This is a genomic window from Psychrobacter sp. CX97, from assembly GCF_057396285.1.
Genome location: NZ_JBXYJE010000006.1, coordinates 161,145 through 186,610, shown reverse-complemented (window position 1 = coordinate 186,610; position 25,466 = coordinate 161,145). Strand labels below are relative to the sequence as shown.

General features: G+C 38.6%; 18 protein-coding genes. 14 read left to right on the top strand and 4 right to left on the bottom strand.

Annotation, left to right across the window (positions count from 1 at the left end):
• The first annotated feature begins 309 nt into the window (after positions 1-309).
• The 8 genes from AC2SLL_RS06740 (at position 310) to zapE (ending at position 9,967) form a co-directional block, all read left to right on the top strand.
• Positions 310-1,185, top strand: coding sequence for a hypothetical protein (locus AC2SLL_RS06740; RefSeq protein WP_486530916.1), 876 nt, complete (start codon positions 310-312; stop codon positions 1,183-1,185).
• Positions 1,186-1,457: 272 nt separating this feature from the next.
• Positions 1,458-2,618 carry a 3-phosphoserine/phosphohydroxythreonine transaminase gene (gene serC / locus AC2SLL_RS06735; protein ID WP_486530949.1) on the top strand — a complete coding sequence of 387 codons (1,161 nt, stop codon included), beginning with the start codon at positions 1,458-1,460 and terminating at the stop codon, positions 2,616-2,618.
• A 52-nt stretch (positions 2,619-2,670) separates the two neighbouring features.
• Positions 2,671-4,521, top strand: a complete 1,851-nt coding sequence (locus tag AC2SLL_RS06730; protein WP_486530915.1) for an extracellular solute-binding protein — start codon at positions 2,671-2,673, stop codon at positions 4,519-4,521.
• Positions 4,522-4,603: 82 nt separating this feature from the next.
• The gene (gloB, locus tag AC2SLL_RS06725) at positions 4,604-5,383 is read left to right on the top strand and encodes a hydroxyacylglutathione hydrolase (protein WP_486530914.1); all 780 of its coding nucleotides are present in this window, start codon (positions 4,604-4,606) and stop codon (positions 5,381-5,383) included.
• A gap of 205 nt (positions 5,384-5,588) precedes the next feature.
• Positions 5,589-6,659 (top strand): microcin C ABC transporter permease YejB, encoded by a 1,071-nt coding sequence (locus AC2SLL_RS06720; RefSeq protein WP_486530913.1) that lies wholly within the window; start codon positions 5,589-5,591, stop codon positions 6,657-6,659.
• A 3-nt stretch (positions 6,660-6,662) separates the two neighbouring features.
• Complete coding sequence (locus tag AC2SLL_RS06715) at positions 6,663-7,709, top strand: ABC transporter permease (protein WP_486530912.1); 1,047 nt, start codon at positions 6,663-6,665, stop codon at positions 7,707-7,709.
• A gap of 112 nt (positions 7,710-7,821) precedes the next feature.
• Positions 7,822-8,487 carry an alpha/beta hydrolase gene (locus AC2SLL_RS06710; protein ID WP_486530911.1) on the top strand — a complete coding sequence of 222 codons (666 nt, stop codon included), beginning with the start codon at positions 7,822-7,824 and terminating at the stop codon, positions 8,485-8,487.
• A gap of 364 nt (positions 8,488-8,851) precedes the next feature.
• Complete coding sequence (gene zapE / locus AC2SLL_RS06705) at positions 8,852-9,967, top strand: cell division protein ZapE (RefSeq protein ID WP_486530948.1); 1,116 nt, start codon at positions 8,852-8,854, stop codon at positions 9,965-9,967.
• Here zapE and AC2SLL_RS06700 read toward each other — a convergent pair.
• Positions 9,964-10,464, bottom strand: coding sequence for a hypothetical protein (locus AC2SLL_RS06700; RefSeq protein WP_486530910.1), 501 nt, complete (start codon positions 10,462-10,464; stop codon positions 9,964-9,966). The genes zapE and AC2SLL_RS06700 overlap by 4 nt on opposite strands.
• A 1,042-nt stretch (positions 10,465-11,506) precedes the next feature.
• Here AC2SLL_RS06700 and aceE point away from each other — a divergent pair.
• The 3 genes from aceE (at position 11,507) to AC2SLL_RS06685 (ending at position 17,663) form a co-directional block, all read left to right on the top strand.
• Positions 11,507-14,332, top strand: coding sequence for a pyruvate dehydrogenase (acetyl-transferring), homodimeric type (aceE, locus tag AC2SLL_RS06695; RefSeq protein ID WP_486530909.1), 2,826 nt, complete (start codon positions 11,507-11,509; stop codon positions 14,330-14,332).
• 38 nt (positions 14,333-14,370) lie between these two features.
• A complete protein-coding gene (locus AC2SLL_RS06690; protein ID WP_486530908.1) occupies positions 14,371-16,134 on the top strand; it encodes a 2-oxo acid dehydrogenase subunit E2 in 1,764 nt (587 codons plus the stop codon).
• 524 nt (positions 16,135-16,658) lie between these two features.
• Positions 16,659-17,663, top strand: coding sequence for an ion transporter (locus tag AC2SLL_RS06685; RefSeq protein WP_486530907.1), 1,005 nt, complete (start codon positions 16,659-16,661; stop codon positions 17,661-17,663).
• A gap of 106 nt (positions 17,664-17,769) precedes the next feature.
• Here AC2SLL_RS06685 and AC2SLL_RS06680 read toward each other — a convergent pair whose 3' ends face one another.
• The 3 genes from AC2SLL_RS06680 to AC2SLL_RS06670 form a co-directional block, all read right to left on the bottom strand.
• Complete coding sequence (locus tag AC2SLL_RS06680; RefSeq protein ID WP_486530906.1) at positions 17,770-18,450, bottom strand: TerD family protein; 681 nt, start codon at positions 18,448-18,450, stop codon at positions 17,770-17,772.
• A gap of 149 nt (positions 18,451-18,599) precedes the next feature.
• Positions 18,600-19,661: a helix-turn-helix transcriptional regulator gene (locus AC2SLL_RS06675; protein ID WP_486530905.1), complete on the bottom strand. Its 1,062-nt coding sequence runs from the start codon at positions 19,659-19,661 to the stop codon at positions 18,600-18,602.
• Between the two features lie 151 nt (positions 19,662-19,812).
• Positions 19,813-22,287 carry a Lon protease family protein gene (locus tag AC2SLL_RS06670; protein WP_486530904.1) on the bottom strand — a complete coding sequence of 825 codons (2,475 nt, stop codon included), beginning with the start codon at positions 22,285-22,287 and terminating at the stop codon, positions 19,813-19,815.
• Positions 22,288-22,506: 219 nt separating this feature from the next.
• Between AC2SLL_RS06670 and rsmG the strand changes: the two genes are divergently transcribed.
• From rsmG to AC2SLL_RS06655, 3 genes are all read left to right on the top strand, one after another.
• Complete coding sequence (gene rsmG, locus AC2SLL_RS06665; protein WP_486530903.1) at positions 22,507-23,181, top strand: 16S rRNA (guanine(527)-N(7))-methyltransferase RsmG; 675 nt, start codon at positions 22,507-22,509, stop codon at positions 23,179-23,181.
• Between the two features lie 47 nt (positions 23,182-23,228).
• Positions 23,229-23,999, top strand: a complete 771-nt coding sequence (locus AC2SLL_RS06660) for a ParA family protein (protein WP_486530902.1) — start codon at positions 23,229-23,231, stop codon at positions 23,997-23,999.
• A gap of 286 nt (positions 24,000-24,285) precedes the next feature.
• Positions 24,286-25,398, top strand: coding sequence for a ParB/RepB/Spo0J family partition protein (locus tag AC2SLL_RS06655; RefSeq protein ID WP_486530901.1), 1,113 nt, complete (start codon positions 24,286-24,288; stop codon positions 25,396-25,398).
• Positions 25,399-25,466: the final 68 nt, after the last annotated feature.

Below are 25,466 nucleotides of genomic sequence, written 5' to 3'. Positions count from 1 at the left end.
TTTGAGCGTTTTTTGCTCTATCTAATATTTGCTTTATCTAATAGTTACTTTTCTGGTATTAAGGCCATTAGTATTTAGTCCATTTGTGTTTAGATTACAGATTAAGGGGCTATGACGGTTGAAGGTTTAATTAAGGCAATAACGAGCTAAATTAACGAACTGAATTAACGAACTGAATTAAATAGTATCGAGCTTTACCTTAAACTTTGCTAAACTGGAATTGATTCAATTTTGAATGGTTATGTATTTTTAATCTTTTGAATATAACGTATGATCTTGTGACCTCTTCTATAATAATTCGATGAAATTATGATTAACCCAAGTACACCGTCTCATGTAGTTTCGAATGATATGAAGGTAATCATTCAGCAGCGACAGATACTGTCACTGATGGGGGTAGAGGTTTGGCTACAACGACATACACCAACCGTTGTTGTCGATTATAATGCAGTAGCAGAAGGCACTTCTATTCAGTTAATACCTGAGGTTGCTAGTGTTGATAACCATTTTAATGAGTCTGATTTTAATGAGGCTGAACAAGATCATGAACCGGCTAAACCCAATGTGTTGAGTAGTGGAGTAGAGAGAGTTCTATCTAATGATTCTGAAAATAGTGAGACTTTATCTACCTTAGCAGGTGGCGTTAATGACCTAAGCGATCTACAGGGTTCTGACAACATCCAGCACGTGGCTTTGAATTCTTTATCAGATAAGCCTTCATTAGCAAATGTATCATTGAGTTCAGGTATTGAAGCGCCAACACAAACAATGCAGCAAGAGGTTAGTGCACCCGTTAGACAAGAAACTCACTTCGAGCACGTAAATCCATTTGAGTTACTTGGGGCGCGTTACGGTGATTGGGTAATACTAGCAGAGGGCCACGCTTTAAAAGATGAGCAGACCTCAGCGCTTTGGCATAACCTATTAAACGCTTTATCATTGACCGCTGAAACGTTAAAATTCCCAATTTGTGAAGGTATCAGTGATAAAGAGTCTGCAAATGCTAGTGTTGCTGGTTTTATTTTCCGATTAGCCAAAAGGGATAATGCCAAGTTAGCGGTAGTGACGCCATTACCAGAAGGTATCGATCATAATCGATTGATTAGAGTGCCATACTTAACTGAGATGTTAGAAGACAGTCGTCAAAAAAAGCAACTTTGGCACTTGCTATCTGGTAACTTTTAATTGACGTATCGTCACTGATATATGCATATTTACTGTTTTTACGTTACTGGCTACTTCAAATTCGAAGAGTAATTATTAGATAACAACGTTTAGATAACAACGTTCCATTAGCTGTTAGTGATGACATTATATTTAAAATATAATGTGATAACTAACGTGCTTTAATAATGCGTTTGCTCGGTTACCTAAAAAGCAGACCATTATAAAGTAATCTATTAATTTATCTGTTTTTTGCACCATATCTTAATGAGTATGTAGGATCGAATATGACAATGAATACGGCAACTCACGCCAATAAGTTACACCGTTTGCATAATTTTTGTGCTGGACCAGCCGCCTTACCAACCGACGTCTTATTGAAAGCTCAAGCTGAAATGCTAGACTGGGAAGGTAGGGGTGTATCGATTATGGAAATGAGTCACAGAAGTAGTGACTATGTGGCAGTGGCAGAGCGTGCTGAGCAAAGTCTACGCCGTTTAATGCAGATACCTGACAATTATAAAGTGTTATTTTTACAAGGGGGGGCAACGTTACAATTTTCAGCCATTCCCCTCAATCTGCTTTCAAATGGTCAAGGCGCTGAAACCGAAGGTTTAGAAAACCAAGGGAGCGGTACGGCTGATTATCTGACAACAGGATCATGGTCTGGCAAAGCGATTAAAGAAGCCAAACGTTATGCTAATTTAGGGCTGGGTAGGGTTAATGAGGTGGCGTCAAGTAAAGCGTCAGACTTTACCACTGTACCTAAGCGTAGTGAATGGCAACTCACAGAGGGGGCTCAGTATTTTCATTACTGTGCTAACGAGACCATTCATGGTGTGCAAATATTTGACACACCTGATGTTACTACGCCAATTATCGCAGACATGTCGTCTTGTATTTTGTCAGAACCTATTGACGTATCAAAGTTTGGTATGATTTATGCGGGTTCCCAAAAAAATATAGGTCCTGCTGGATTAGTTATTGTTATTGTGCGTGAAGATTTAATAGGGAAAGCGAGCGAGTGGTGCCCCTCTGTGCTTAATTACGCCAATCAGGCAAGTAAAGCCTCTATGCTAAATACGCCCGCTACTTATTCTTGGTATTTGGCAGGACTGGTATTTGAATGGTTAGAAGCACGTGGCGGGCTTGAGGCGATGTCTAAAATCAATCGTCAGAAAGCACAGCTTTTGTATCAAACAATTGATGATAATGATTTTTATACCAATAAGGTAGATATGCGTTATCGCTCCATTATGAACGTGCCATTTACTTTAAAAGACAGTAGCTTAGATGGTAGGTTTTTATCAGAAGCTGAGCAAGCGGGGTTGCTTAATCTTAAAGGACACCGTGATGTAGGCGGCATGCGAGCAAGCCTTTATAACGCTGTTAGCCTAGAATCCGTTCAAGCCCTTTGTGACTTTATGACTAAATTTGCCAAAAAGTACGCCTAGTTTTTAAGTTAATGGATATGCCTTAGCCTGCATACTGAAGTTTGGGAAACGCATGAATAGTTGGTTTAACCGTCTCAAAGGCTCTGTCATAGCCACAACTGTCTTAGTTGGGGCTCTAAGTTCAATCCCATCTGGCGCTTTGGCCACCCCTATTACAGTGACAACATTGGCTCACAATAGTGAAGCCATGTATGTTAAAGCCGATCATCTCCCGTATGCTAATCCTGAAGCACCTAAAGGGGGAACATTATCATTATCTGCTTTAGGTACATTTAATAGTGCCAATCCGTGGATGACGACAGGGATAGCGATGAGTGGTACAGGATATCTTTACGATACCTTGATGACGAGCTCATTAGATGAGTCCTACGTCCTGTACCCGCAGTTAGCAGAAAAAGTAACTTATGATCCTGACGATACTAGCTGGGTTATATATCATGTGAATCCCATAGCAAGGTTTTGGGATGGCACACCAGTGACTAGTGTGGATGTGAAAGCCACATTTGATGCGCTATTAAGCAAAGGTCCAATGCATATACGCAGTTATCTATCATATATAGATAATATTGAGGTTGTTGATAAATATAAGGTTAAATTTAATTTTAAATCTGATGATAATAAAGAGGTTTTATTGACGGTGGGGCAGTTTCCTGTTTTTGCTAAGCCATCGATTGATAAATTTTTTGATATTTTGACCCTAAAGCCGTTGATGGGCAGCGGCCCCTATAAAATCTCGAATATTCAAGAAGGTCAAAGTGTTACTTATATGAGAGATCCTAATTACTGGGGTCAAAGCATTATGGCAAATAAAGGTCGATTTAACTTTGATATAATCAAGTATATTTATTATGGCGATGAAGAAACGACACTAGAAGGATTTAAAATAGGTCAGTTTCAATTTAGACAGGAAAGTAGCGCTAGAAAGTGGGCAACCGCTTATACCTTTCCTGCTGTCAAAGCAGGACTTATAAAAAAAGAAGAAACTGTTACTAAAACGCCAGTAGTCATGCAGGGTATTGTCATGAATCTGCGCCATAAAATATTTAATGACATTAGAGTGCGTCAAGCTTTGAGCGAAGCATTTGACTTCGAGCTGATGAATAAAACTTTATTTTATGGGCAATATGAGCGTCTTAACAGTTACTTTCATGGCTCTGAGCTAGCAGCCACAGGTAAGCCTAATGCTAAAGAGATGGCTGTATTAAACCCTTTATTGCCAAAGCTTGAACCCATTCAAAGACAAAAGGTGCTCAGTGAATGGCGTCTAAGCCAGTCAGGTGGGCAGGGGTATCACCGTGAGGCATTACTACGAGCCCGTCAAAAGCTTTTAGAGGCTGGTTTCTATTATCAAAATATGAGGCTTTATCAACCGGATGGTCAACCTACTAAGATTGAGATATTAATCTCCGATGATAAGTTAAGCCGTGTCTTATTGCCTTATATCCGCAATCTTAAAAGGCTTGGTTTTAATGCCTCCATTCGTTTGGTAGATGGACCTCAATATCTTGAGCGGCTACGACGATTTGATTATGACATGATTATAGGTGGCTTTCCACAGAGTTTATCTCCTGGTAGTGAGCAGAGTTATTTATGGGGCAGTGCTGCTGCGGATGAGTTAGGCAACCGCAATTATAGTGGTATAAAAAACGAAGCGATTGACGAGGTGATAGCTAAACTTACTGTTGCCAGTAATCGAGATGAGATAGTGTTATATACCAAAGTGCTAGATAGGTTGCTTCGTGCAGGATATTATATGGTACCAATGTACGGTACGACGCGTACTCGAGTAGCGTATTGGAATAAATATCGTCATGTACAAGATTTACCCGATAATGCAATAGGTCTTGATTACTGGTGGGTAGATCAGTCCGCTGAAGCCAAAGTTAGCAGCTATTTGTATTAATTTCATCTCAAATAATCTTCTGTAGAATAAAAGAGATATACGAGAATAACGCCATAACTTATTTTAGATTACAGGAAGCGGTATGAGCTTAATTATCACACCTATTAAAGCATTTACGGACAATTATATTTGGGCATTGGTTAATGATACGAATAAACAAGCCATTGTCGTAGATCCAGGTCAAGCTCAGCCAGTAGCTCGATATTTAGAAGAGTATGGTCTTGAGTTAATGGCAATTTGGATTACTCATCATCATCATGATCATACTGGCGGCGTGGCAGAGCTGCGTGAGATTTATCCGATGACCCATGTCGTTGCAGGCGCAGAGCACAATGTGAATCCTGATCAGGTAGTCAAAGAAGGTAGCACAGTAAATATGTGGGAGTATTCGGCACAGGTCTGGGCTGTACCTGGACATACCGAACATCATTTGGCTTATATTTTTGAAAAAGACAACGTAAAACAAGTATTTTGTGGTGATACGTTATTTAGTGCAGGATGTGGGCGTGTATTTACCGGCACCATTGAGCAGCTTTTTGAAAGCTTTAAACGGTTTAATAAACTTCCTGAAGAGACATTATTTTATCCTGCACATGAATATACATCGAATAATTTAAAATTCGGTTTAAGCATTGAGCCGAATAATCAAGTAATGCAACAAACACTATCTCAAGTAGAAGCGCTAACAGCAGCTGGTAAAGCCTCACTACCAGTGACACTTGCCCATGAAAGACAGGTAAATGTATTTCTACGTACTATGGAAGAGAATGTGATTCAAGGGGTAAGTGTACATCATAAGCTGCCTAATACTAAGCCATTAACCGTATTTAGCACGTTACGAGCACTAAAAGATAATTTTTAATGTCTCTCTCGTTAAATAAATATATTTTAAAAAGAAAGGTTTTAATAGCTATAGTTATTAATAATGATAGTTTTAGAGTATCAATCAAAACACATCAGTCATGGATTTAATGTCAATAGTTGTGTTTGAAGTTAATAGATTGGTATAGCGTTAATAAATCGGTTTGCAGTTAATAGATAGGCAATATTAGGTAGGGTTAATCGCTATGGGTCGTTATATTTTAAAACGTATATTACTTATTATACCTACCTTGTTCTTAATCTTACTTGCCAATTTCATCTTAGTACAAGCCGCACCTGGTGGCCCAGTTGAGCAGCAAATTGCTCAAATTGAGCAGGCACCGATAACTGGCGATTCTACTGCGGTAACGTTAGGCAGTAGCACTATTATAGAGGATAGTAGCTATCGCGGTTCAAGGGGTCTATCTGATGAAATGGTACAAGCCATCAAAGAACAATATGGGTTTGATAAGCCTGCACCTGAGCGCTTTTGGCTGATGATTAAGAGTTATGCGGTTCTTGATTTTGGTCAGTCTTTTTTTAAAGGAAAACCAGTGACGGAGCTCATCTTTGATAAGCTGCCTGTGTCTATATCACTGGGTTTGTGGAGTACACTTCTAATCTATCTCATTGCCATACCGCTGGGTATCTACAAAGCCATGCATAACGGTTCCAGTATAGATAAGACAACGGCCATTATGTTAGCAGTTGGTCATGCGATACCTGTATTTGTGTTTGGGATTATATTGCTGGTTTTGTTTGCAGGCGGCAGTTATTGGCAAATATTCCCACTGCAAGGGCTGGTCTCTGAAAACTTTGACCAGCTGACTATGCTTGGTAAAATTAAAGACTATTTTTGGCATTTAGTATTACCATTGACTGCTAGTACAATAGGTGGCTTTGCTGGCTTAGCCTATCTGACAAAATTCAGCTTTATAGAAGAACTATCTAAACAGTATGTATTGACGGCAAGCGCTAAAGGCTTAAGCCGTAATCAAGTCCTTTATGGTCATGTGTTTCGTAATGCAATGCTAATTATTATTGCTGGCGTGCCGGCTGCCATTGTCGGTATATTCTTTACGGGCAACTTTCTAATAGAAATTATATTTAAGCTCGATGGTTTGGGTCTGCTCGGATTCGAAGCTATTCTACAACGTGATTATCCGGTCATCTTTGGTACTCTATTCATCTTTACCTTGGTCGGACTTCTGCTCCAGCTTATCAGTGATGTTAGCTATCATTTGATTGATCCTAGAATTGATTTTGAGGGGCGTTAAGTGATGGCTGTAGATGATAATACGCTAAAGACTGGCTATTTAAATCCTATTTGGCAAGCCAGATTTAAACGGTTTAAAAAGAATAAACAGGGTGTGCTATCCCTCGGTATTTTCCTTATTTTATTTGTTGTTTGTATGGGCGCCAATTTTATTGCTAATGAAAAACCTTTAGTCGTTAAATATCAGGATAGTTTGTATTTTCCTATCCTTAAAGCCTATCCTGAAACAACCTTTGGCGGGGTGTTTGAAACTGAGGCAAACTACAAAGATCCAGCCGTTAAATCGCTTATCGAACAAGATGGGTTTATGCTCATGCCTTTGATTGAGTTTGCGGATCAGACCCCAAGTGTAGAAATTAATATGCCATATCCTGCCCCGCCTAATGCTAGTAACTGGTTAGGTACGGATGATACTGGCCGCGATGTGTTAGCACGTATCTTGTATGGGATGCGTATCTCACTTGTATTCGGTTTGGCTTTGACAATAGCTGGGTCGCTGATTGGTATTGTTGTTGGCGCTATACAGGGATATTATGGTGGTTGGTTTGACCTGATAGGTCAACGTTTTATGGAGGTTTGGGCAGGTCTTCCACAGCTGTTCATGATTATTATTTTAGTCAGCTTATTTAGTCCAAGTATAAGGGTATTGTTTGCGCTCATGTTACTGTTTGGTTGGATGAGTTTGGTGGGGCTGGTAAGAGCTGAGTTTTTAAGAGCGCGTAACTTCGATTATGTGCGGGCAGCTCGCAATCTTGGCGTATCCGACTTTAAAATTATGCTAAGGCATATTCTACCAAATGCCTTAGCGTCAAGTCTTTCTCAACTACCTTTTATTTTGACGGCTAATATCGTCGCATTAGCTGCATTAGACTTTTTGGGCTATGGTTTACCACCAGGATCGCCGTCACTGGGAGAGTTGATGACTCAGGGGAAAAACAACCTCGATGCGCCTTGGTTGGCTTTATCTGCTTTTTTTAGTTTAACAATTGTATTGTCGTTACTGATTTTTATCGGTGAGGCACTGCGTGATGCTTTTGATCCAAGAGGTTAGTCACTTCATTTATTAACTATCATTAACATATGAGCTATGAATGACGCTGTGTGTGTAATACACAATTGTTTGTAAAACTTAAAAAGATTTAAATTAACTAGTTGTGAGTATTATGAGCGTAAAAACGGAAAAACACTTAATAAACGGGCCTGCAGGCAAGCTTGAACTAGAAGCCTTATGGCAAAATGGTAATCCTCAGGATCAGCACACTGATACGATTGCCCTAGTATGTCATCCTAATCCTCGTCACGGTGGTACCATGAGTAACAAGGTGGTAACCACAATGTATCGTTTTGCAAGGGATGAGGGAATGCATGCGGTACGGTTTAATTTTCGCTGTGCTGGGAACTCAACAGGCGAACACGATTTTGGTCCAGGCGAATTTGAAGATGCAATGACGGTATTGCAGTGGTTAAATAGTCAAACCTCGGCCTGTAAGTTATGGCTTGGCGGTTTTTCATTTGGGGGTTATATCACTGCAAGAGTGGCAGAACAAATGATGCTAACACCGCACATTTGGGGTCTTACTGATTTAGAGCTGTTAAAAGTTGTACTTATTGCACCATCCGTGGTTAATAATGATGTGTCTGATTTGGTTTTGCCAACTAAAAAAACAATTCAGATATATGGCAATGTTGATGAAGTTGTTTCCCCTGATAGTATGGCTGCCTTTGCCAGAAAAATGCATATTGAAACGCATATTATTGAAGAAGCAGGTCACTTCTTTCATGGCCGATTAGGCGAGTTGAAAAATTTATTAGAAAAGCATGCCTTGTAATTTAAAGTGTGTACTCTAACGCTTGGAATTATAAGCATGGCTGCTTAAAAGAAGCTTTTAAAAAATCTCAATTAGTTTGAAAATAGCAACTTTAAGCATGATTCTACGGATTAAAATCTGAGTATGACAATTTAACGCTTAGCGATTTAAAGAAAGCATAGTCATAAAAGCGCAGTCATTAAAAGCCTCTTAATTAAAAGTTAATCAGGCATTTTACGATTGTATATTTCTAGCTCATAGTCAGTGATAGGTTGTAAATACAGGTTCTAAGTACATTTTTGTGGCTTAAATTATCTGTTTTCATCCTGCTTGAAGATATGTAATAATCCTATTCCTTATACGTACAGATGATGAAATGACCACAATGAATCAAACTCCGTTACAACGTTACGACGCTGCAATTGCAACAGGCGACTTTAAGTATGATGATATTCAACATAAAGCAATGGAATATCTGGATGCAATTTATCACGAGTTAATAGAAATTTCTGCTGAAAAAAAAGGGCTTCTAGGATTCTTTAAGTCCACTCCTAAACCACCAAAAGGACTATATATGTGGGGTGGAGTAGGCCGAGGTAAGACATGGATGATGGACATGTTTTTCGAGTCGATTCCTATTAAACGTAAGATGCGCATGCATTTTCATCATTTCATGCAACGTGTTCATAAGGAGTTAAATGCTCTACAAGGTAGTAGTGACCCTTTAGAAAAAGTGGCTGATATTATTAATGAAGAAGCCATACTCATTTGTTTTGATGAGTTTTTTGTGTCGAATGTCTCTGATGCCATGATATTGGGCGATTTATTTACCATGCTATTTAGGCGGGGTATTACTTTAGTAGCAACCTCTAATATTGAACCTTCTGGGCTCTACAAAGATGGCCTGCACCGAGACAGATTCTTACCTGCTATTGCAGAGGTGGAAAATCATACTAAGGTAATGAATATAGATTCAGGGATTGATTACCGCTTACGATTATTGCAACAAGCAGAGCTTTATATGTCGCCATTAACTGAAGACAATCAGCATTGGTTAGCAAATCGCTTTTCTGATTTAGCCGGTAACCAAAAAATTTATCAAGAACCTATCATTATTGCAGGGCGGGAAATTGAGATTAATGGAAGAACGGAAACCGTGTTATTTTGTGATTTCAGACAGTTATGTATGGAGCCACGTGCAGCATCGGATTTTATTGAAATTGCAAACCGCTTTACTACTGTGTTAATAGATAATGTTCCTGAACTATCAGATCTTCTACGAGATCCGACCAGACGCTTTATTTATCTGGTAGACGAGTTTTATGATCGTCGTGTTAAGCTATTAATTAGAGCGCAGCAAACTATTTTAGAATTATATCAAGGGGAAAAGTTAGCCTTCGAGATTGAACGCACTCGTTCTCGTTTGCTTGAAATGCAATCTGAAGATTATCTGAAACTAGAACATAGATTAGATAATGCAAAATCTGAAGTATCGAGCTAATCTACCAAAGCATTTAGACTCACAGTCGCCGCTTTTTTAACGGGTAAGTACTTAATATGCCAACGTAAAGAGTTGTATTCAGAATAAGGAACTTCAACCAGTCTGATGCCTTCTCGACGCATGAGGGGCATGTCTATAAAATTATTACCATCAATAGAAGCCTGAGCACTTGGCGGATATACCTCACCTGTGAAGGTCATTCCCTGAGGTATAGGTAAGGTTACCATCAAGTTATAAATAGGTCGCTGTTTCATATTAACATAAGTTGCTTTGTATTGAATAACAGTACCAGATTTCGCTGTATTAACTGGAATGTACTTAATATCTCCATTCGATAGACTGACCACTTTATTGGCTTGAAGCTTCATTAGCAAACCATCGTTTGCATGACATGATAAAGTGATTGAAATACATAAACCTGCAAATAAAGAAGCATAGCTTAACCTCTTCGAATAAGGCATTATGCTTGAGAATTGATGCAGACTAATAACAGACAAAGCAAACTCCTTGAGGTAAAAGATTGCTTTCATAAATTTCATTAGAAACCTTTTTCATTAGAAATCTTTAAAAGCACTCAGTGCCATCACTTTAGTTTAAATTAAATCCTTAATAATTATATAGGTAATTTGCAACTACAGTTATTCACTACTGTAATAAATGATATTCTCCAATAAAATAGGTTGAAATCAATTATATATTGTAATTGTGTTAATCGTGCTCATTTTATACGCACTAATGAATGGCTTACCTCTGCTCGGAGTTATATGGCGCTCGGAGTAGTATAGGGAGGTAACTAGGCACCTGCAATTGAATATCATAACCTAGAAATGTATCAGATTTACTACTAGAGAACTTCTTTAAAAACCAATAACGCTTTTAATATGAATAAAAAACGCTAACTTGCTAACTAGTAGTTAGTATGGTGCTGTGATATCTGAACATTTAGTTGTGAGCACAATTAATCAACGATTGTTGAGTAATTAATCAATATGATGGCCAACTTGTTATATAATGATAAATATGCGGGGCAAATTAGCAATTTAATAGGCTTGTTTAAATTATAAAAGATACCTATTAAATACGTTTATACATGCGTTTTTTGCAAATAAAATAGGACGATCTATATGAGTTATATTTCGTCCGCCATATTTAAACTCACATTTAATAGCTATATATTAGCTACAAAGCTTAAATATTTTTTGACAAAAATAGCTATTTTAATAAAGTTGTCAATTGTTAAAAATAAGTAAAGTATCGAATCTAGTAAAAGTATATATTCATCATTTAGTATCTAAATAGTCTAGCTGTAATCATTTCTCTGTAGTGATAGCTGTGCATCTGACATGTCGCTATACTATCAATGGTTTAATATAGTCTACAACTGTATTTCTTTTGGATTTATTGCATACTCATATAATTATTTTAATAAATAAGTTATATAAAAGAAATTGTAGATAGATGAAGTTTCAAATAACTTGTTTCATTGCTCAATTTTATTCATTTTAAAAATCACATCAGTCAAATATAAGGATAAACATTATGAATTATTATAAAGATGCGGATGGCATCGAAACGCAAGAGTGGTTAGATGCGTTTGAATCTGTTATTAAGCATGCAGATAAAGATCGTGCCCAATTCTTACTCAAAGCACTTTATAATATGGCTGTACAAGAGGGCTTGCCGTTTAACCGGTTAGATACAGCGTATATAAACACCATTCCAGTTGAAGATGAGCCAACTTATCCAGGTGACTTAGCAATTGAGCGTAAAATCCGTGCACTCGTTCGTTACAATGCCTTGGCAATGGTAATGCGGGCAAACAAGAACGATGATGATTTGGGTGGTCACTTAGCGACATTTGCTTCCAGTGCCACCTTATATGAGACAGGTTTCAACCACTTTTTCCGCGCGGCCAGTGATCATTTTGGTGGTGACATGATTTACTATCAGGGTCACTCTGCACCGGGTATTTATGCCCGCTCATTTTTAGAAGGTCGTTTGACTGAAGAGCAACTAGACAACTTTCGTCGAGAAGTAGGTGGCAAAGGTTTGTCAAGTTATCCACACCCTTACTTGATGCCTGATTACTGGCAGTTTCCCACTGTGTCAATGGGCCTTGGTCCGATAATGTCAATTTACCACGCTCATGTACACAATTATTTGATTAACCGTGGTTTATTAGAAGATGAAGGACGTAAAATTTGGGCATTTTTAGGTGACGGCGAGACTGACGAGCCTGAGAGTTTGGGTGCCATATCGTTAGCGGGTCGGGAGAATTTAGAGAACCTTATTTGGGTGGTAAACTGTAATTTACAGCGCTTAGATGGCCCTGTACGTGGTAATGGTAAAATTATTCAAGAGCTAGAATCAGTATTTCGAGGCGCTGGCTGGCGGGTGATTAAGGTCATTTGGGGTGGTAAATGGGATACCTTGTTAGCTAAAGATCATACAGGTGTGTTAAAAAAACGTATGGAAGAAACGGTTGATGGCGAGTATCAACTGTATGAAACACGTGATGGCGCATTTACTCGCAAAGAGTTCTTTAACAAGTATCCTGAACTTGAAGAAATGGCCAATGAGTTAACTGACGATGACATCATACGTTTAAATCGTGGTGGTCATGATCCTATAAAAGTGTATGCTGCATTTAGTGAAGCAATGAAAACAAAGGGTCAGCCAACAGTTGTGTTGGTTAAGACTGTAAAAGGTTATGGACTTTCAGATCAAGCGCAAGCAGTAAATAAAACACATGGCATCAAAAAACTGGATAAAGAAGGACTTGTTTACTTCCGAGATCGTTTTGATCTGCCCTTTACAGATGAAGAATTGGAAACACTGCCATTTTACAAGCCAGATGAAAATTCGGCAGAAATGAAATATCTTCATGGTCGCCGTGATTCTTTAGGCGGACATCTCCCTAACCGCCGTAGTGGTCATATTCCGCTAGAGATCCCTGATCTATCCATTTTTGATAGAATCTTAAAAGGCAGTAACGGTAAAGCCCAATCAACAACAATGGTGTTTGTGCGCTTACTCTCAGCAATGTTAAAGAACAAAGAGATTCAAGATAGGGTTGTGCCTATCGTGCCTGATGAAGCGCGTACATTTGGTTTAGAGGGTATGTTCCGCCAGCTAGGCATTTATTCAGCTGCGGGTCAAAAATATACGCCTGAAGATAATGATGCGCTTATGGGTTACAAAGAAGCTAAAGATGGACACATGCTTGAAGAGGGGATTAACGAAGCAGGTGCAATGAGTGCTTGGATTGCATTAGCAACCAGTTATTCAACTAATGCATTACCTATGATTCCTTTGTATATTTACTATTCAATGTTTGGTTTCCAACGTATTGGAGACTTAGCATGGGCGGCTGGCGACTGTCAGGCACAGGGCTTCCTACTTGGGGCCACTGCGGGTCGTACTACACTCAATGGTGAGGGATTACAGCATCAAGATGGGCATTCACATATTTTATTTGGTACAGTACCAAACTGTGTATGTTATGACCCCTGCTTTGGTTACGAGCTTGCGGTAATCATCCATGATGGCTTACGCCGTATGTATGGTAATGGTGAGCGAATTTACTACTATATTACCCTAATGAATGAAAACTACGAACAGCCTGAGATGCCAGAAGGTGTGGAAGAGGGTATTAAACGTGGTATGTATTTGTTAGAAGATAATAGTGAAAACCAACTTAGCACCCATGTGCAGTTATTAGGTTCTGGTGTTATTTTACGAGAAGTTCAGAAAGCAGCTCGCATTCTTCGTGATGAGTTTAACATAAGCTCGAACGTTTGGAGCGTTACCAGTTTTAACGAGCTGACCCGTGACGGTATGGCATGTGATGATTACAATCGCCTGCACCCAATGGAAGAGGAAAAAGTGCCTTGGGTAACTGAGCAGTTAGCCAAACATGAGGGTGTGGTAGTTGCCGCAACTGACTATATGCGAAATTTCTCAGAGCAGATAAGAGCTTGGCTGCCTGATAGCAGACCTTATACTACTTTGGGTACTGATGGTTATGGTCGCTCTGATAGCCGTGAGCAATTACGTAACTTCTTCCATGTTAATGCTGAACACATCGTAGTAGCAACGTTAAAACGTCTTGCTGATGAAGGCGAAGTTGAAATGAGATTGGTTAAAGATGCCATTACAAGTTTAGGTATCGATACTGATCAACCCCCAGCTTGGCAAGTACAGCCACAATTCGATCACTTCCCTGATGCTCCACCTCCAGAAGTTGTGAACCCAAATCCTGTGCCAGAATTAGTTGAAGAAGATGACGAAGAGATTCGTAGTGAAGGTCGTGCTGAAGATAAAGCCGACGCCGAGATTCTAAATGATAAAAACATTGAAGAATAATAAAAAGAAGAATAACAACTAATTGTTGGAGAAATAGCATGGAAATTAAGACCCCAGATTTGGGTGTGGATAGCGCTGAGGTAAGTGAGATCTTAGTAGCTGAAGGTGATATAATCACTGAGAATGATAATATAGTTTTATTGGAATCTGATAAGGCATCTGTTGAAGTGCCTAGTTCAGCCGCTGGTAAAATCACGAAAATCATGGTATCGGTTGGGGATACAGTAAGTGAAGGAGTGGTGCTTGTTGAAATCGACAGCGAGGTTGGAGTTGACGAAGATACAGAAGGTCACTCTGCAACCGAAAAGCCGAACGATAAGACAGAAGAACCTATCAGCCACTCTGATATGGACTCTCAGTCAAGCCTAGAAACAAAAGAACCTGATGATAGTGGTCATACTCAGTCCGATGAGACTCAATCCGGTGGCTCACATACATATTCGCTGCCAGATTTAGGTGTAGATGAAGCGCAAGTTGCTGAAATCATGGTTGCTGAAGGCGATACAGTTGAAGCAGAGCAATCTATATTACTTATAGAGTCGGATAAAGCTTCTGTAGAAGTTCCTTCACCTGTGGCAGGCACAATCGAAAAAATCTTAGTGTCAGCGGGTGACACTGTGACAAATGGTCAAGACTTTTTGATTATTCTAAGCGCTGATTCAGCCAATAGTAATCGCACCTCTGTCTCAAAGGATAGGTCTGAAGGTGAGTCTGCTATCAATAAACCCGATAGCAATACTGTTGACAATAAGGACGAAAATAAAAACGCACAAGCAGCTCAGAAACATACAAGTACTCAAGAAAAACCTAGCTCTAACAGCACAACTGCTAATCAGCAAAGTAAGCTTACTGAGGCGCAAGTTAATAAAAAATTGATAGACGTTTATGCGGGTCCTGCCGTTCGTAAAATTGCACGTCAGCTTGGTGTTGATATTACCCAAGTTGAGGGCACTGCCCCAAATAAGCGTATATTAAAAGAAGACGTCTTTAGTTATGTTAAATCTCATATACAAACGGGGGCTTCATCTAAGCCGGTCACTACTGGGATAAGTGTTGGTTCAGGTTTACCCTCACTCCCTGATATGAGTAAATCTGAGATATGGGGCGAGATTGAGACTCAAGACTTAAGCCGTCTGCAAAAGGTATCAATACCTCAGCTGAATTACAATACTTATTTGCCACAAGTAACCCAGTTTGATTTGTCAGATATTACTGAAACTGAAAAGCTGCGTGGAGAGCTTAAAGGTGAGTTCAAAGCTCAAGGTATTGGACTAACCATACTTGCTTTTATTGTTAAAGCAACCGCCTATGCTTTGACACAGCATCCAAGATTTAACAGTCATCTAAGTGATGATAATACTCAAATTCACATACGTAAGACAGTTAATATGGGTATTGCGGTTGCGACTGATGATGGCTTGATAGTTCCCGTACTTAAGGATGTTCAAAATAAAGGTATTAAACAGATTGCCATAGAAATTGGTACGCTTGCTGGTAAAGCTCGAGATAAAAAGTTAACAACAAAAGATCTGCAAGGGGCAAGCTTCACCATCTCAAGTCAGGGTAATCTTGGCGGTACGTACTTTACTCCATTGGTCAATTGGCCACAAGTCGGTATATTGGGTATATCAGAAGCATCTATGCAGCCTAGATGGAATGATGCTAAACAGACCTTCGAGCCCCGTTTGATGTTACCGTTATCATTGTCTTATGACCATAGAGTTATCAATGGCGCTGATGCAGCTGTATTTACACGGTATATTGCCAAACTATTGGCTGATCCAAGACGCATCTTGCTTTAGAGTTAGTTAATTGAATAGATATACGTAATAATATAAGCACGCTATACATCATATAATAATCCCTGTCAGCAACTGGCAGGGATTTTATGTATAGTATATATAATCTTCAAACTTATTAATCGCTACGGTATTAACCTCGTTTAGCATACAATTGTACTACTTCCACTGAGTGGTCTTGTATCGATTTTAAAGTTATTTGACTATAGGATTCAACAGTAACAGTATTTGTCACATTAATAATGATTTTAGCCGGTTTCGAGCGAATGCTTAATAAATCCTTCTTACTTTTAAAAATTAAAGCAGTAAGGAGAATGAGTATAAGCGCTATATCGGATAGGCTAAGCTTGCTCTATGAAGCTGATCCTATATTTTAAAAGGATATTAGATTATCATTAGCAGCACAATCATCTATACCTAAAAATATATTTTTAATAATTTATTATAATATACTCAGCCAAAAATCAATCTTCCGACTTTAAAGAAAAATTAAGTGTAGTTAAAAATTAACTAAATATAAGCCTCTCATGATCAACTTACGAATTTACAGAAAACTACGTAGAAGAGTTTACGATACTATCGAAAACGATGCGTATCAAAGCCCGCTAAGTCAGTTTGTTGATAAGTTTTTGATATTTTTTATTATATTAAATGTTTCTGCAGTTATTGCAGAATCAGTCGATCGATGGTATTTTCCAAATCAACATGCTTTTCAAATGTTTGAGAATATCTCAATACTTATATTTAGTATTGAGTACTGGTTACGTTTATGGGTCATTGTTGAGAAGGATATTGAAGAGACAGAGTCTACAGGAATTGAATTACCCAATTGGAAGAAGCGTTTGCTTTGGATAAAGAGCCCAGGTGCAATTATTGACTTTATCTCAATTTTCCCAGCATACATGAACTTTTTCGTTTCGGTTGATTTACGTTTCTTGCGTGTTTTAAGGTTATTTCGACTGCTTAAACTGACCCGTTATTTTGCAGCAATGCGTATTTTATTGATCGTTTTACAAAAAGAGAAAGAGTCCTTTAAGGCAGTTATATTCATCTTGATTATTATGATAGTAACAGCTTCTAGCGGTATTTACGTCGTAGAGAATCAAGCTCAGCCAGAGGTTTTTGAATCTATACCTAAGTCAATGTGGTGGGCTGTAGTTACCTTGACGACGGTGGGATATGGAGATGTCATTCCAGTCACAACGTTAGGCAAGTTCTTGGGGGCGGTTATCACTATTTTAGGCGTGGGCTTAGCCGCATTACCTGCAGGTATCTTGGCCTCTGGTTTAGCCTCTGAGCTTGAACAACGTCGGGAGATTCTAGAACAAAGGTTCCGAGAGTTGTTGCTGAGTGAAGATATGGATTTAATAAATAATCAATTTAAAATTGATAAACTTAGGCGTGAGGTTGGTCTAGATCGCCAGCAAGCAGAAGAGGTTGTTAAGCATTTATTGCGTGAGCAGCACTATGAAAATAAATTAAAAGAAATTGAGAAGCGCAATTATTGTCCCCATTGCGGTGAAAAACTCTAACGCGCATCTAACTTGTCATAGACTAATTAAATATCAATAGTATTTGGTTATTTATTTTATCAGTTGGATGTTTACTAATATTTAAAATACTACATTAAATAATATTTTAATGTAGAGAGTACTCCGTTGAAAGCTCATTGATAATTTGTTGAGTCATATTTTCCATCTTGTTGCTTTCTAGGGGTAAGTTATTAATTGTAAAGCGCCATTCAGATAATTCTCGACTCAGTGTGGCCACGTATATGGCAGAAGTATCTGTGTTCAATAAGGTAAGGTCTGTAGTATAAACCTCATTACCTTCATCGTCACTGATATACATATCTCCTCTTTCAACACTTTTAATTGAGTGCCCATTATATGAAGACGCAATAAGGGCAATGTGGGTAATATTGTTAGGTAGCTGAGGCAGTCTCAACTCTATTGTTTCTACATCAAAGCTACGATCAAATTCAGCCATATCTCCACGGTCTCTACCATCTAAGCTATCACCAAGGTGGCGAATGGCTTCAGATTCATCCCGTAATTTTTTAAACCATACCGTATCAACAACATTAAGATTTTGATCGAGTAAAATGCATGATAAGTCTATATCTAAGGGCTGTGTCTTACCTTTTAGGCGGCTAATAACTCCCTTTTTTTCTACTTTAGTGTATTTAAAGTTTAATCCAAATAGTAAGTTATGCGTATGTAGTGGCAACTCGCTTAGAAGATGACTGCCATTATCTAGTATGTTGGATCTGATATTGTTCGTATTGTTTTGCAGCGTAGAGGATACTGGTGTTGACAAGAGATGCTCCAAAGGAAGATTCAAATATAAAGGTTTTGATAATAAATTTTATTTATATCGTATTAGATTTGAGGACTATATAAAAGGGTTTGGTTTAACCTGTCAATAGACATTATGAAATTAATATACTTTCATTTAGCTCGTCATATTCAGCTATCCATACTTACCGCTTGTGCTAGTATCTGTGGTTCTATTGAGATAATGTTATTGCCAAAACTTCGCAACCACCAAACCAATTGTGAGGTTAAGTTGACCGTTGCTTCAAAGGTTTGAGTATCCTCGCCCTCTATAACCACTTGATCTTCTGATAATCGGCTTTCGAGTAGGCTTGAGCCAGACTTTCCTTTGAATACAAGTTTTATTTTTGTATTTTTGCCACGATCAGGTAAATCTCTAAACAAATGGTGCGCGAATCCCATACCTCCAGCTTCAAGGTAAGCGGTTAAATCGAAATCTATAGGAATGTTGGACAAGGTGTCTTTGACAGTTACTTTGGAAAAGCGGTGCAGGGCAAAGGTTCTGATAATAGACTCTGGATCATCAACCCTAGTTGCCAATAAATAAATGACAACGCCACGCTGTACAATAGCAAGCGGGTTTAAAACATAGTCGCCTGCTACCTCTCTATTGCGTCTTTTATATTCTGCTGAAATTTGGCGTTCATGGAATATGGCTTCATAAATTGCATCTTTGCAGTCAATATCTATATCTGGCGCAATTAAGGGCTGAGTGGGGGGTTCGATACGTACCCTATCAAGCCAGTTGTGAGTGACTTTGCTGTCTTTAAGCTGTCGTCTAGCCAAGCTGAACCAAGGGAATAGCTCTTTTAATATAGCTGGAGGTAAAAGCTGAGTTAAATTTGCTTCTACCATATTAAATGCAACGGCTTGAGAGAAGTTCATGTGCGGCAGACTTTGCACAGGTGCATCTTCTTTCCAGCGCCAGCCTTGAGGATTTGCGTTATTTTTCTCAATCGGAAAGCGTTTTGACAATGCGTTTAAATCGCGTTGTACCGTGCGAAGACTAACATCGAAGTTGGCAAGACGCAGCTGTTCATGTAAATGATGAGTGCCTCTCCAACGTGTTCGTTCTAATTGATTTAATAGCTCCCACTGCCGAGCAGTAGTCGCTGAGCTGCTTGTAGAGCTTTGACTAGAAGCAGGTTCTAACGTAGCTGATGTGGCTTTATCCGTACTTTTTATATGAGACATGCTATTGCTTTCATTTAAGTATAGGTTAATATGGATAATAGGGTCTATTTAATAGCTTTTCCAAAATAAACCAACAGATAAAACTCAATAAACCTAGTTTTTGTCATGTTTAAGTGTTTTAGTCGTTAAATTAGCTGTTGTATGGTTATGGCTAATGCTTAGATTTTGATAAAGATTTATCTGTAGTTGGTAACACCGCCTCTTCTGCTGGATTCAATTGCTCATCCCATTTTTTTAAGTTCTTAATGACTTTACCAAATAATGAGGATTTACGATAGCGTCCTTTTTTAGTGACGGCATCAATGGGCATCTCTGATAAAATTGTTAGCGCTTCACTGAGGGTACGCACGGCATAAATGTGAAACTGATTTGAGTTGACCGCCTCAATAATATCATCTCGAAGCATTAATTGGGAAATATTTGCAGCGGGCAAGATAATGCCTTGATCTCCTGTTAAGCCTTGATGACAGCACACATCGAAAAATCCATTTACTTTAGCAGTAACACCACCAACCGCTTGCACCATGCCTAATTGATTCATAGAGCCAGTAATAGCCAAAGATTGCGATATAGGAACTTCAGCCAATGCCGATAGCAACGCACAAGCCTCAGCAAGGGTAGCACTGTCTCCATCTATGTGCGCATAGCTTTGCTCAAAAGCTAAAGATGCGGTAAAGTTTAATGGGTGGAAGGGGCTAAATAGCGCCCGCAAGTAGCTATTCATAATTAGCATACCTTTAGCGTGCAAACTACCGCCTAGCTCCACATCACGTTCAATATCTAAAATATCTCCTGAACCCATACTATGCTGAACAACAGCCGTCAAACGTGCTGGCATACCAAACTCTATATCTGCATAATTAATAACCGTTAAAGCATTTATCTGTCCAACTGCCATACCAGATGTGCTAATTAACTGTTGACCATCCGTCAGCTCTTGCCAATAAAGCTCCTTGAGGTAACTTGACCGGTATTCTATGTCAGTTAAGGCGTGCTTTACGTGCGTTGATTGTACGAACTGGGACTGTTGTTGACTAGCATGGCGATTCGCCTCAAGCATGAGTTGAGTCAGTCTATCAATATGTAGACTGAGCTTATTTTGGTCTTCAACTTGTAAACTTAAATTATCCAGAACTTCAGCTTGGGCAGAGCAATGAAATGCTAAAAGATCATGTTTTTTAATGATATCTGCCATTTTTGAGACCATAGCTAATTCATTGTCTAACGTTCTCTCTACTTGATCATGAAAGTCTGCTCGTATTTTGAATACGGCGTCAAACTCATCATCAAGCTCTATGAATTTATCATATAAGTCCAAATCCCCGAGTAATATGACTTTGATATTTAGGGGTATTGGTTCTGGCATTAAAGAGACAGACGCTGTTGATGACATCTGAGGCTTAACAAACTGAATTTGTTTCAGTTGTAAGGCGCGTTTTAGGTCATGCCATGCTTCGGGATTTTTAAGCAATCGATTGGCTTCGATTAATAGGTAGCCTCCATTTGCGTGATGCAAAGCGCCAGATCGAATCATACTGACATCGGTAACCACAGAGCCTGAGCGCGTTGCATACTCAATATGTCCAAGCAGATTCAACTGATTCGGTGTATCAGCAAACACAATTGGTGCCCCATCTACTGTGGTACTAAAATTAGTTTTAGAAGCATAGCGTGGCGATCTTGCAAAATTATGACTGGACTCACTCATCTGTGATAAGTGACTAATAACCGTCACAGAATATTCAGCTGGTATTGAATTCAAATTTCTAGTGGTACTATTATAGGTGCTATTAGCAGTGTTAGCGTATTGAATAGCAATATCATAAGCGTTATGAAGCATATGATTCATAACAGTATTTAAATAGTTTTTTAGTTTTTGATTATTACTATGCGCCTTTATTAAAATCTCAAATAAAGGCAGCAAAGTATGTTTAGCAGCTGCCTGCAGCTCGACTATCCCAGTTTGAGTATGGGTTTGTGGTATCGTTTTAGGTTTTAAATTACTAAGTGCAGAGCTGTAATGTAAAGAATGAGCATTTTGCAATTGCGCCTTTAAACATTGAGTTAGCTCATTCCATATATTGAACATGCTTTCTGCTAATGCAGGTGCTGTGCTTTTTTTAACAGGGATTGCGAGAGGGAAAAGAGGGTGGCTAAAATTATGGACATAAACCCAGTCGCTTAAGATAGCTTGGGCTTTACCTAACTCTTTTAAATAATTACTAATAAAAGTACGTTTACCAAGACCATTTTCTCCAACAGCGAAAACATGATATCCAGAGGCTTTTATGTCAAAGGCTGTTTCTAGTGCTTGAATTGCGCGAGGCTGACCAAAGCCTATTGGTAATTCTGGCACCAAATCAGTTGTTTCAGGTAGAGCTTGCGGATCAGTATGTCTTTTAAGCTGTGATAAAGATACTCTACAGTTTTTTTTAACTAAATCTGTCACGTTATCTGATAATCCATCCGCACTTATTATGGCGTCCTCTTGAATGTGGTCATGTGTAGATATTGCAGTAGTCTTTTTTGATTTATAGTCTAAATATGAATTTTTGCGTTTTTTGCTCTGTTTAGTGTTTGGTTGATTGAAACTTGATTTAATTGGTTTTTTAAGTTTATCAGACATAAAATACTCTAAAATATTTATAAGATTCTATAGGCCGAGTTAAGTGATGCAAAAACACCCAGATGAATTTTGTTGAGCGATATTCAGGTGTTTAATAATTTCTAGCATCTTTAATTCGAAGTGAACGTGTTATAATCTTGCGTTCAACTGCTTAGCTTTAAATAAAACTATAAGGTAAGCTTAGCATTTTGTCTTGCTATTATTAATGTTGGAATCGACATGAGCACGGTTAAATTTGTGGTAATATCAAATCAGCTGGATGAGTTTAAGAGTATCCTATCCAAGGTAGTCAAACAACTAAAAGTTGAAATTGATGCGAGTCAGCAGCAGCAGCTTTTACTATATTTAGATAAACTGCTATTTTGGAATAAAGCATATAATCTGACAGCAATAAAAGACCCTGAAGAAGCGCTTGTAAAACATATCTTTGATTGTCTAGCCATTATACCTCATTTACATTCGGGTAGACTGCTTGATATAGGTACAGGCGCTGGGTTACCGGGGGTAATTGTGGCTATTTGTGAGCCTAAACGTCCAGTGACCGTGCTAGATAGTAACAAAAAGAAGATTAGGTTTATTAAACAGTTGGCCAGTGAGTTAAAATTAACAAACTTAACACCCATTGCCAATCGTATTGAGGATTATAACCTTGAAGAAGATAAAAAATTTGATGTGGTAACCTCAAGAGCATTTGCGAGTTTAACTGACTTTGTGAGTGCCTCAGCGCCTAGGTTAGTAGAAAATGGATATCTACAAGCGATGAAAGGCTTGGCACCAGATAACAACGATTTACAAGGTTTAAAAGAGGATTGGAACATCACTAATCTGCCCATAGCTGTGCCTCAACTTAATGAGACAAGGCATATTGTTGAGCTGTCTAGAAAAACCACCTAACTTTTATTAATTTATACTTGTTTTATTTAGGTCATGTAGAGTATTTTATGGAAATTTTGGCAGTTGCAAACCAAAAAGGTGGCGTAGGTAAGACTACTACGGCAGTCAATCTGGCATCGAGTTTGTCTGCCAGACGCAAAAAAGTGTTGCTGATTGATTTAGATCCGCAAGGTAATGCAACAACGGGAACAGGACTTGAAAAACGTACCCTTAAACTAAGTATGGCAGATGTATTATTAGAAGGTGTTAGCTTGGCTGATGCGATTGAGCGCAGTCCAGCTGGTTTTGATGTTGTCGGTTCAAATAGAGATTTATCCGGTATTGATATTACGCTAATGGGTAAAAATGATAGCCACCTTTTGCTCAAAGAGGCAATGCAATCACTTGAGGGGTACGATTATGTCATTATTGACTGTGCTCCCAGCTTAAATCTATTGACCGTGAATGCTATGGTAGCGACTCAAGGTGTCATTATTCCAATGCAATGTGAATATTATGCCCTTGAAGGTCTTGCTGATTTGTCTCAAACTATCGATAGATTAAAAGATTTAAACCCAAAGCTGCATATCAGGGGAGTGTTGAGAACCCTTTTTGATTCACGAAATACACTGGCCAATGATGTGTCAGACGAGCTTGAGACACATTTTGGCGACTTGATGTTTAAGACAATCATCCCTCGTAATGTAAGGCTAGCGGAAGCACCTGCACATGGTATGCCTGTTTTGGATTATGAAAAAAACTCGAAAGGGGCGCAGGCGTACCGAAAATTTGCTTTAGAAATAATTAAACAAAGTCGGCAGTTACCCTTAAATCTATAGCTATTACATCTATAATAGCTTTTTTAATTTGTTAAGTTCTTAAGCATTGATTTGTGAAGTTATTAAGCAATTAATTTAGAGTAAAGTGTAATTTTACTTGCAAGTTATGTGCTTTTCATTAGAATATTCAACCCCTAAATCATATCAGTCATTGATAATTGATAAGCTTAGAGTAGTCATTGATAAACACGTAATATATATGCAGGTTTAGCTTTTGGCTTTTTCATCGTTTTATATTATAGTTAGTTCTTATTTAGATTTTATATGCAGGTAGAGGATAACCATCATGGCAAAAAAGCGTGGATTAGCCGCCAACCGAGGGTTGGATGCTCTGCTTGGTTCAATTAAAAAAGAAAAAGAAATCACAGCAGTCGCTTTACGTGATGATTTAGCAACAGACGATAGCCAAGTCAATGATGCTAAACCTAAAGGCGAAGCTAAAAAATCTAAATATAAATCAACACCCTCAAAATTATCGTCTAGGCAGACGTTAAAAAATAACAAAAGCGCTGCCAATGGTCATTATAAATCTGAAAAATTTGAAGAGGTTTCCGCATCAGTTAGTAAGACCAATAGAGATAATGTAGCTGATGAAGAAATGACATTGGTACAGATGGATGTTGAACGACTCCAAGCGGGTAAATACCAACCTAGGCGTGATATGAGTGAATCAGCATTGGCTGAGCTGGCTTCTTCTATACGTCAGCACGGCGTGATGCAACCTATTGTTATTCGTCCTTTGTTATCTGGGGAGGAAAAAGTTTCTGATAAGGTTACTCATGAAATTATTGCGGGAGAGAGGCGCTGGCGAGCAGCAAAAATGGCGGATCAATCTACCATACCAGCTATCGAGCGTGCCTTGTCAGATGAGCTTGCTATAGCCCTTGCACTCATTGAGAATATTCAACGTGAAGATTTATCAGTCATTGAACAGGCAGAGGCATTACAACGTTTTCACACCGAATTTGGTATGAGCCATGCGATGATTGCTGATGTGGTAGGTAAAGCCAGAACCACGGTTTCAAATCTATTGAGATTAAATCATCTTAATGAAGTCGTAAAAACTCACCTGAGTGAAGGTCGCATTGATATGGGACATGCGCGCGCTCTGTTGTCATTATCTTCTGAACAACAGCCAATAATTGCGGAGAAGATTATTGATGCTTCAATGACGGTTCGTGAGGCAGAAAAGTTAGTAAAATCAATTTTAAATCCTGATAAAAACTCTAAAACCATTAAGCCTCGATTAGATGGTGAGGTTGAAAAATTAAGTCAAAAATTATCAGATTTTTTAGGTACGACGGTAAAGTTCAAACAAAAAAAAGGCGGTAAAGGCAGTGTTGAGATTTTCTTTCACAGCCCAGAAGAGCTTGATGAACTACTAAAACATTTTGAGTAATCTCAACAAGTGGGTTTAGTGCCTTAATCACGTTTAATTTTATATATTTTTACTTTTTAAAAAACCTC

Bases quoted from the DNA above. Each gene is read 5' to 3' on its own strand.
- zapE (WP_486530948.1), top strand. From the start codon at position 8,852: ATGAATCAAACTCCGTTACAACGTTACGACGCTGCAATTGCAACAGGC.
- AC2SLL_RS06730 (WP_486530915.1), top strand. From the start codon at position 2,671: ATGAATAGTTGGTTTAACCGTCTCAAAGGCTCTGTCATAGCCACAACT.
- AC2SLL_RS06690 (WP_486530908.1), top strand. From the start codon at position 14,371: ATGGAAATTAAGACCCCAGATTTGGGTGTGGATAGCGCTGAGGTAAGT.
- aceE (WP_486530909.1), top strand. From the start codon at position 11,507: ATGAATTATTATAAAGATGCGGATGGCATCGAAACGCAAGAGTGGTTA.
- AC2SLL_RS06660 (WP_486530902.1), top strand. From the start codon at position 23,229: ATGGAAATTTTGGCAGTTGCAAACCAAAAAGGTGGCGTAGGTAAGACT.
- AC2SLL_RS06685 (WP_486530907.1), top strand. From the start codon at position 16,659: ATGATCAACTTACGAATTTACAGAAAACTACGTAGAAGAGTTTACGAT.
- AC2SLL_RS06670 (WP_486530904.1), bottom strand. From the start codon at position 22,287: ATGTCTGATAAACTTAAAAAACCAATTAAATCAAGTTTCAATCAACCA.
- AC2SLL_RS06675 (WP_486530905.1), bottom strand. From the start codon at position 19,661: ATGTCTCATATAAAAAGTACGGATAAAGCCACATCAGCTACGTTAGAA.
- rsmG (WP_486530903.1), top strand. From the start codon at position 22,507: ATGAGCACGGTTAAATTTGTGGTAATATCAAATCAGCTGGATGAGTTT.
- AC2SLL_RS06720 (WP_486530913.1), top strand. From the start codon at position 5,589: ATGGGTCGTTATATTTTAAAACGTATATTACTTATTATACCTACCTTG.
- AC2SLL_RS06710 (WP_486530911.1), top strand. From the start codon at position 7,822: ATGAGCGTAAAAACGGAAAAACACTTAATAAACGGGCCTGCAGGCAAG.
- AC2SLL_RS06740 (WP_486530916.1), top strand. From the start codon at position 310: ATGATTAACCCAAGTACACCGTCTCATGTAGTTTCGAATGATATGAAG.
- AC2SLL_RS06655 (WP_486530901.1), top strand. From the start codon at position 24,286: ATGGCAAAAAAGCGTGGATTAGCCGCCAACCGAGGGTTGGATGCTCTG.
- serC (WP_486530949.1), top strand. From the start codon at position 1,458: ATGAATACGGCAACTCACGCCAATAAGTTACACCGTTTGCATAATTTT.
- AC2SLL_RS06715 (WP_486530912.1), top strand. From the start codon at position 6,663: ATGGCTGTAGATGATAATACGCTAAAGACTGGCTATTTAAATCCTATT.
- gloB (WP_486530914.1), top strand. From the start codon at position 4,604: ATGAGCTTAATTATCACACCTATTAAAGCATTTACGGACAATTATATT.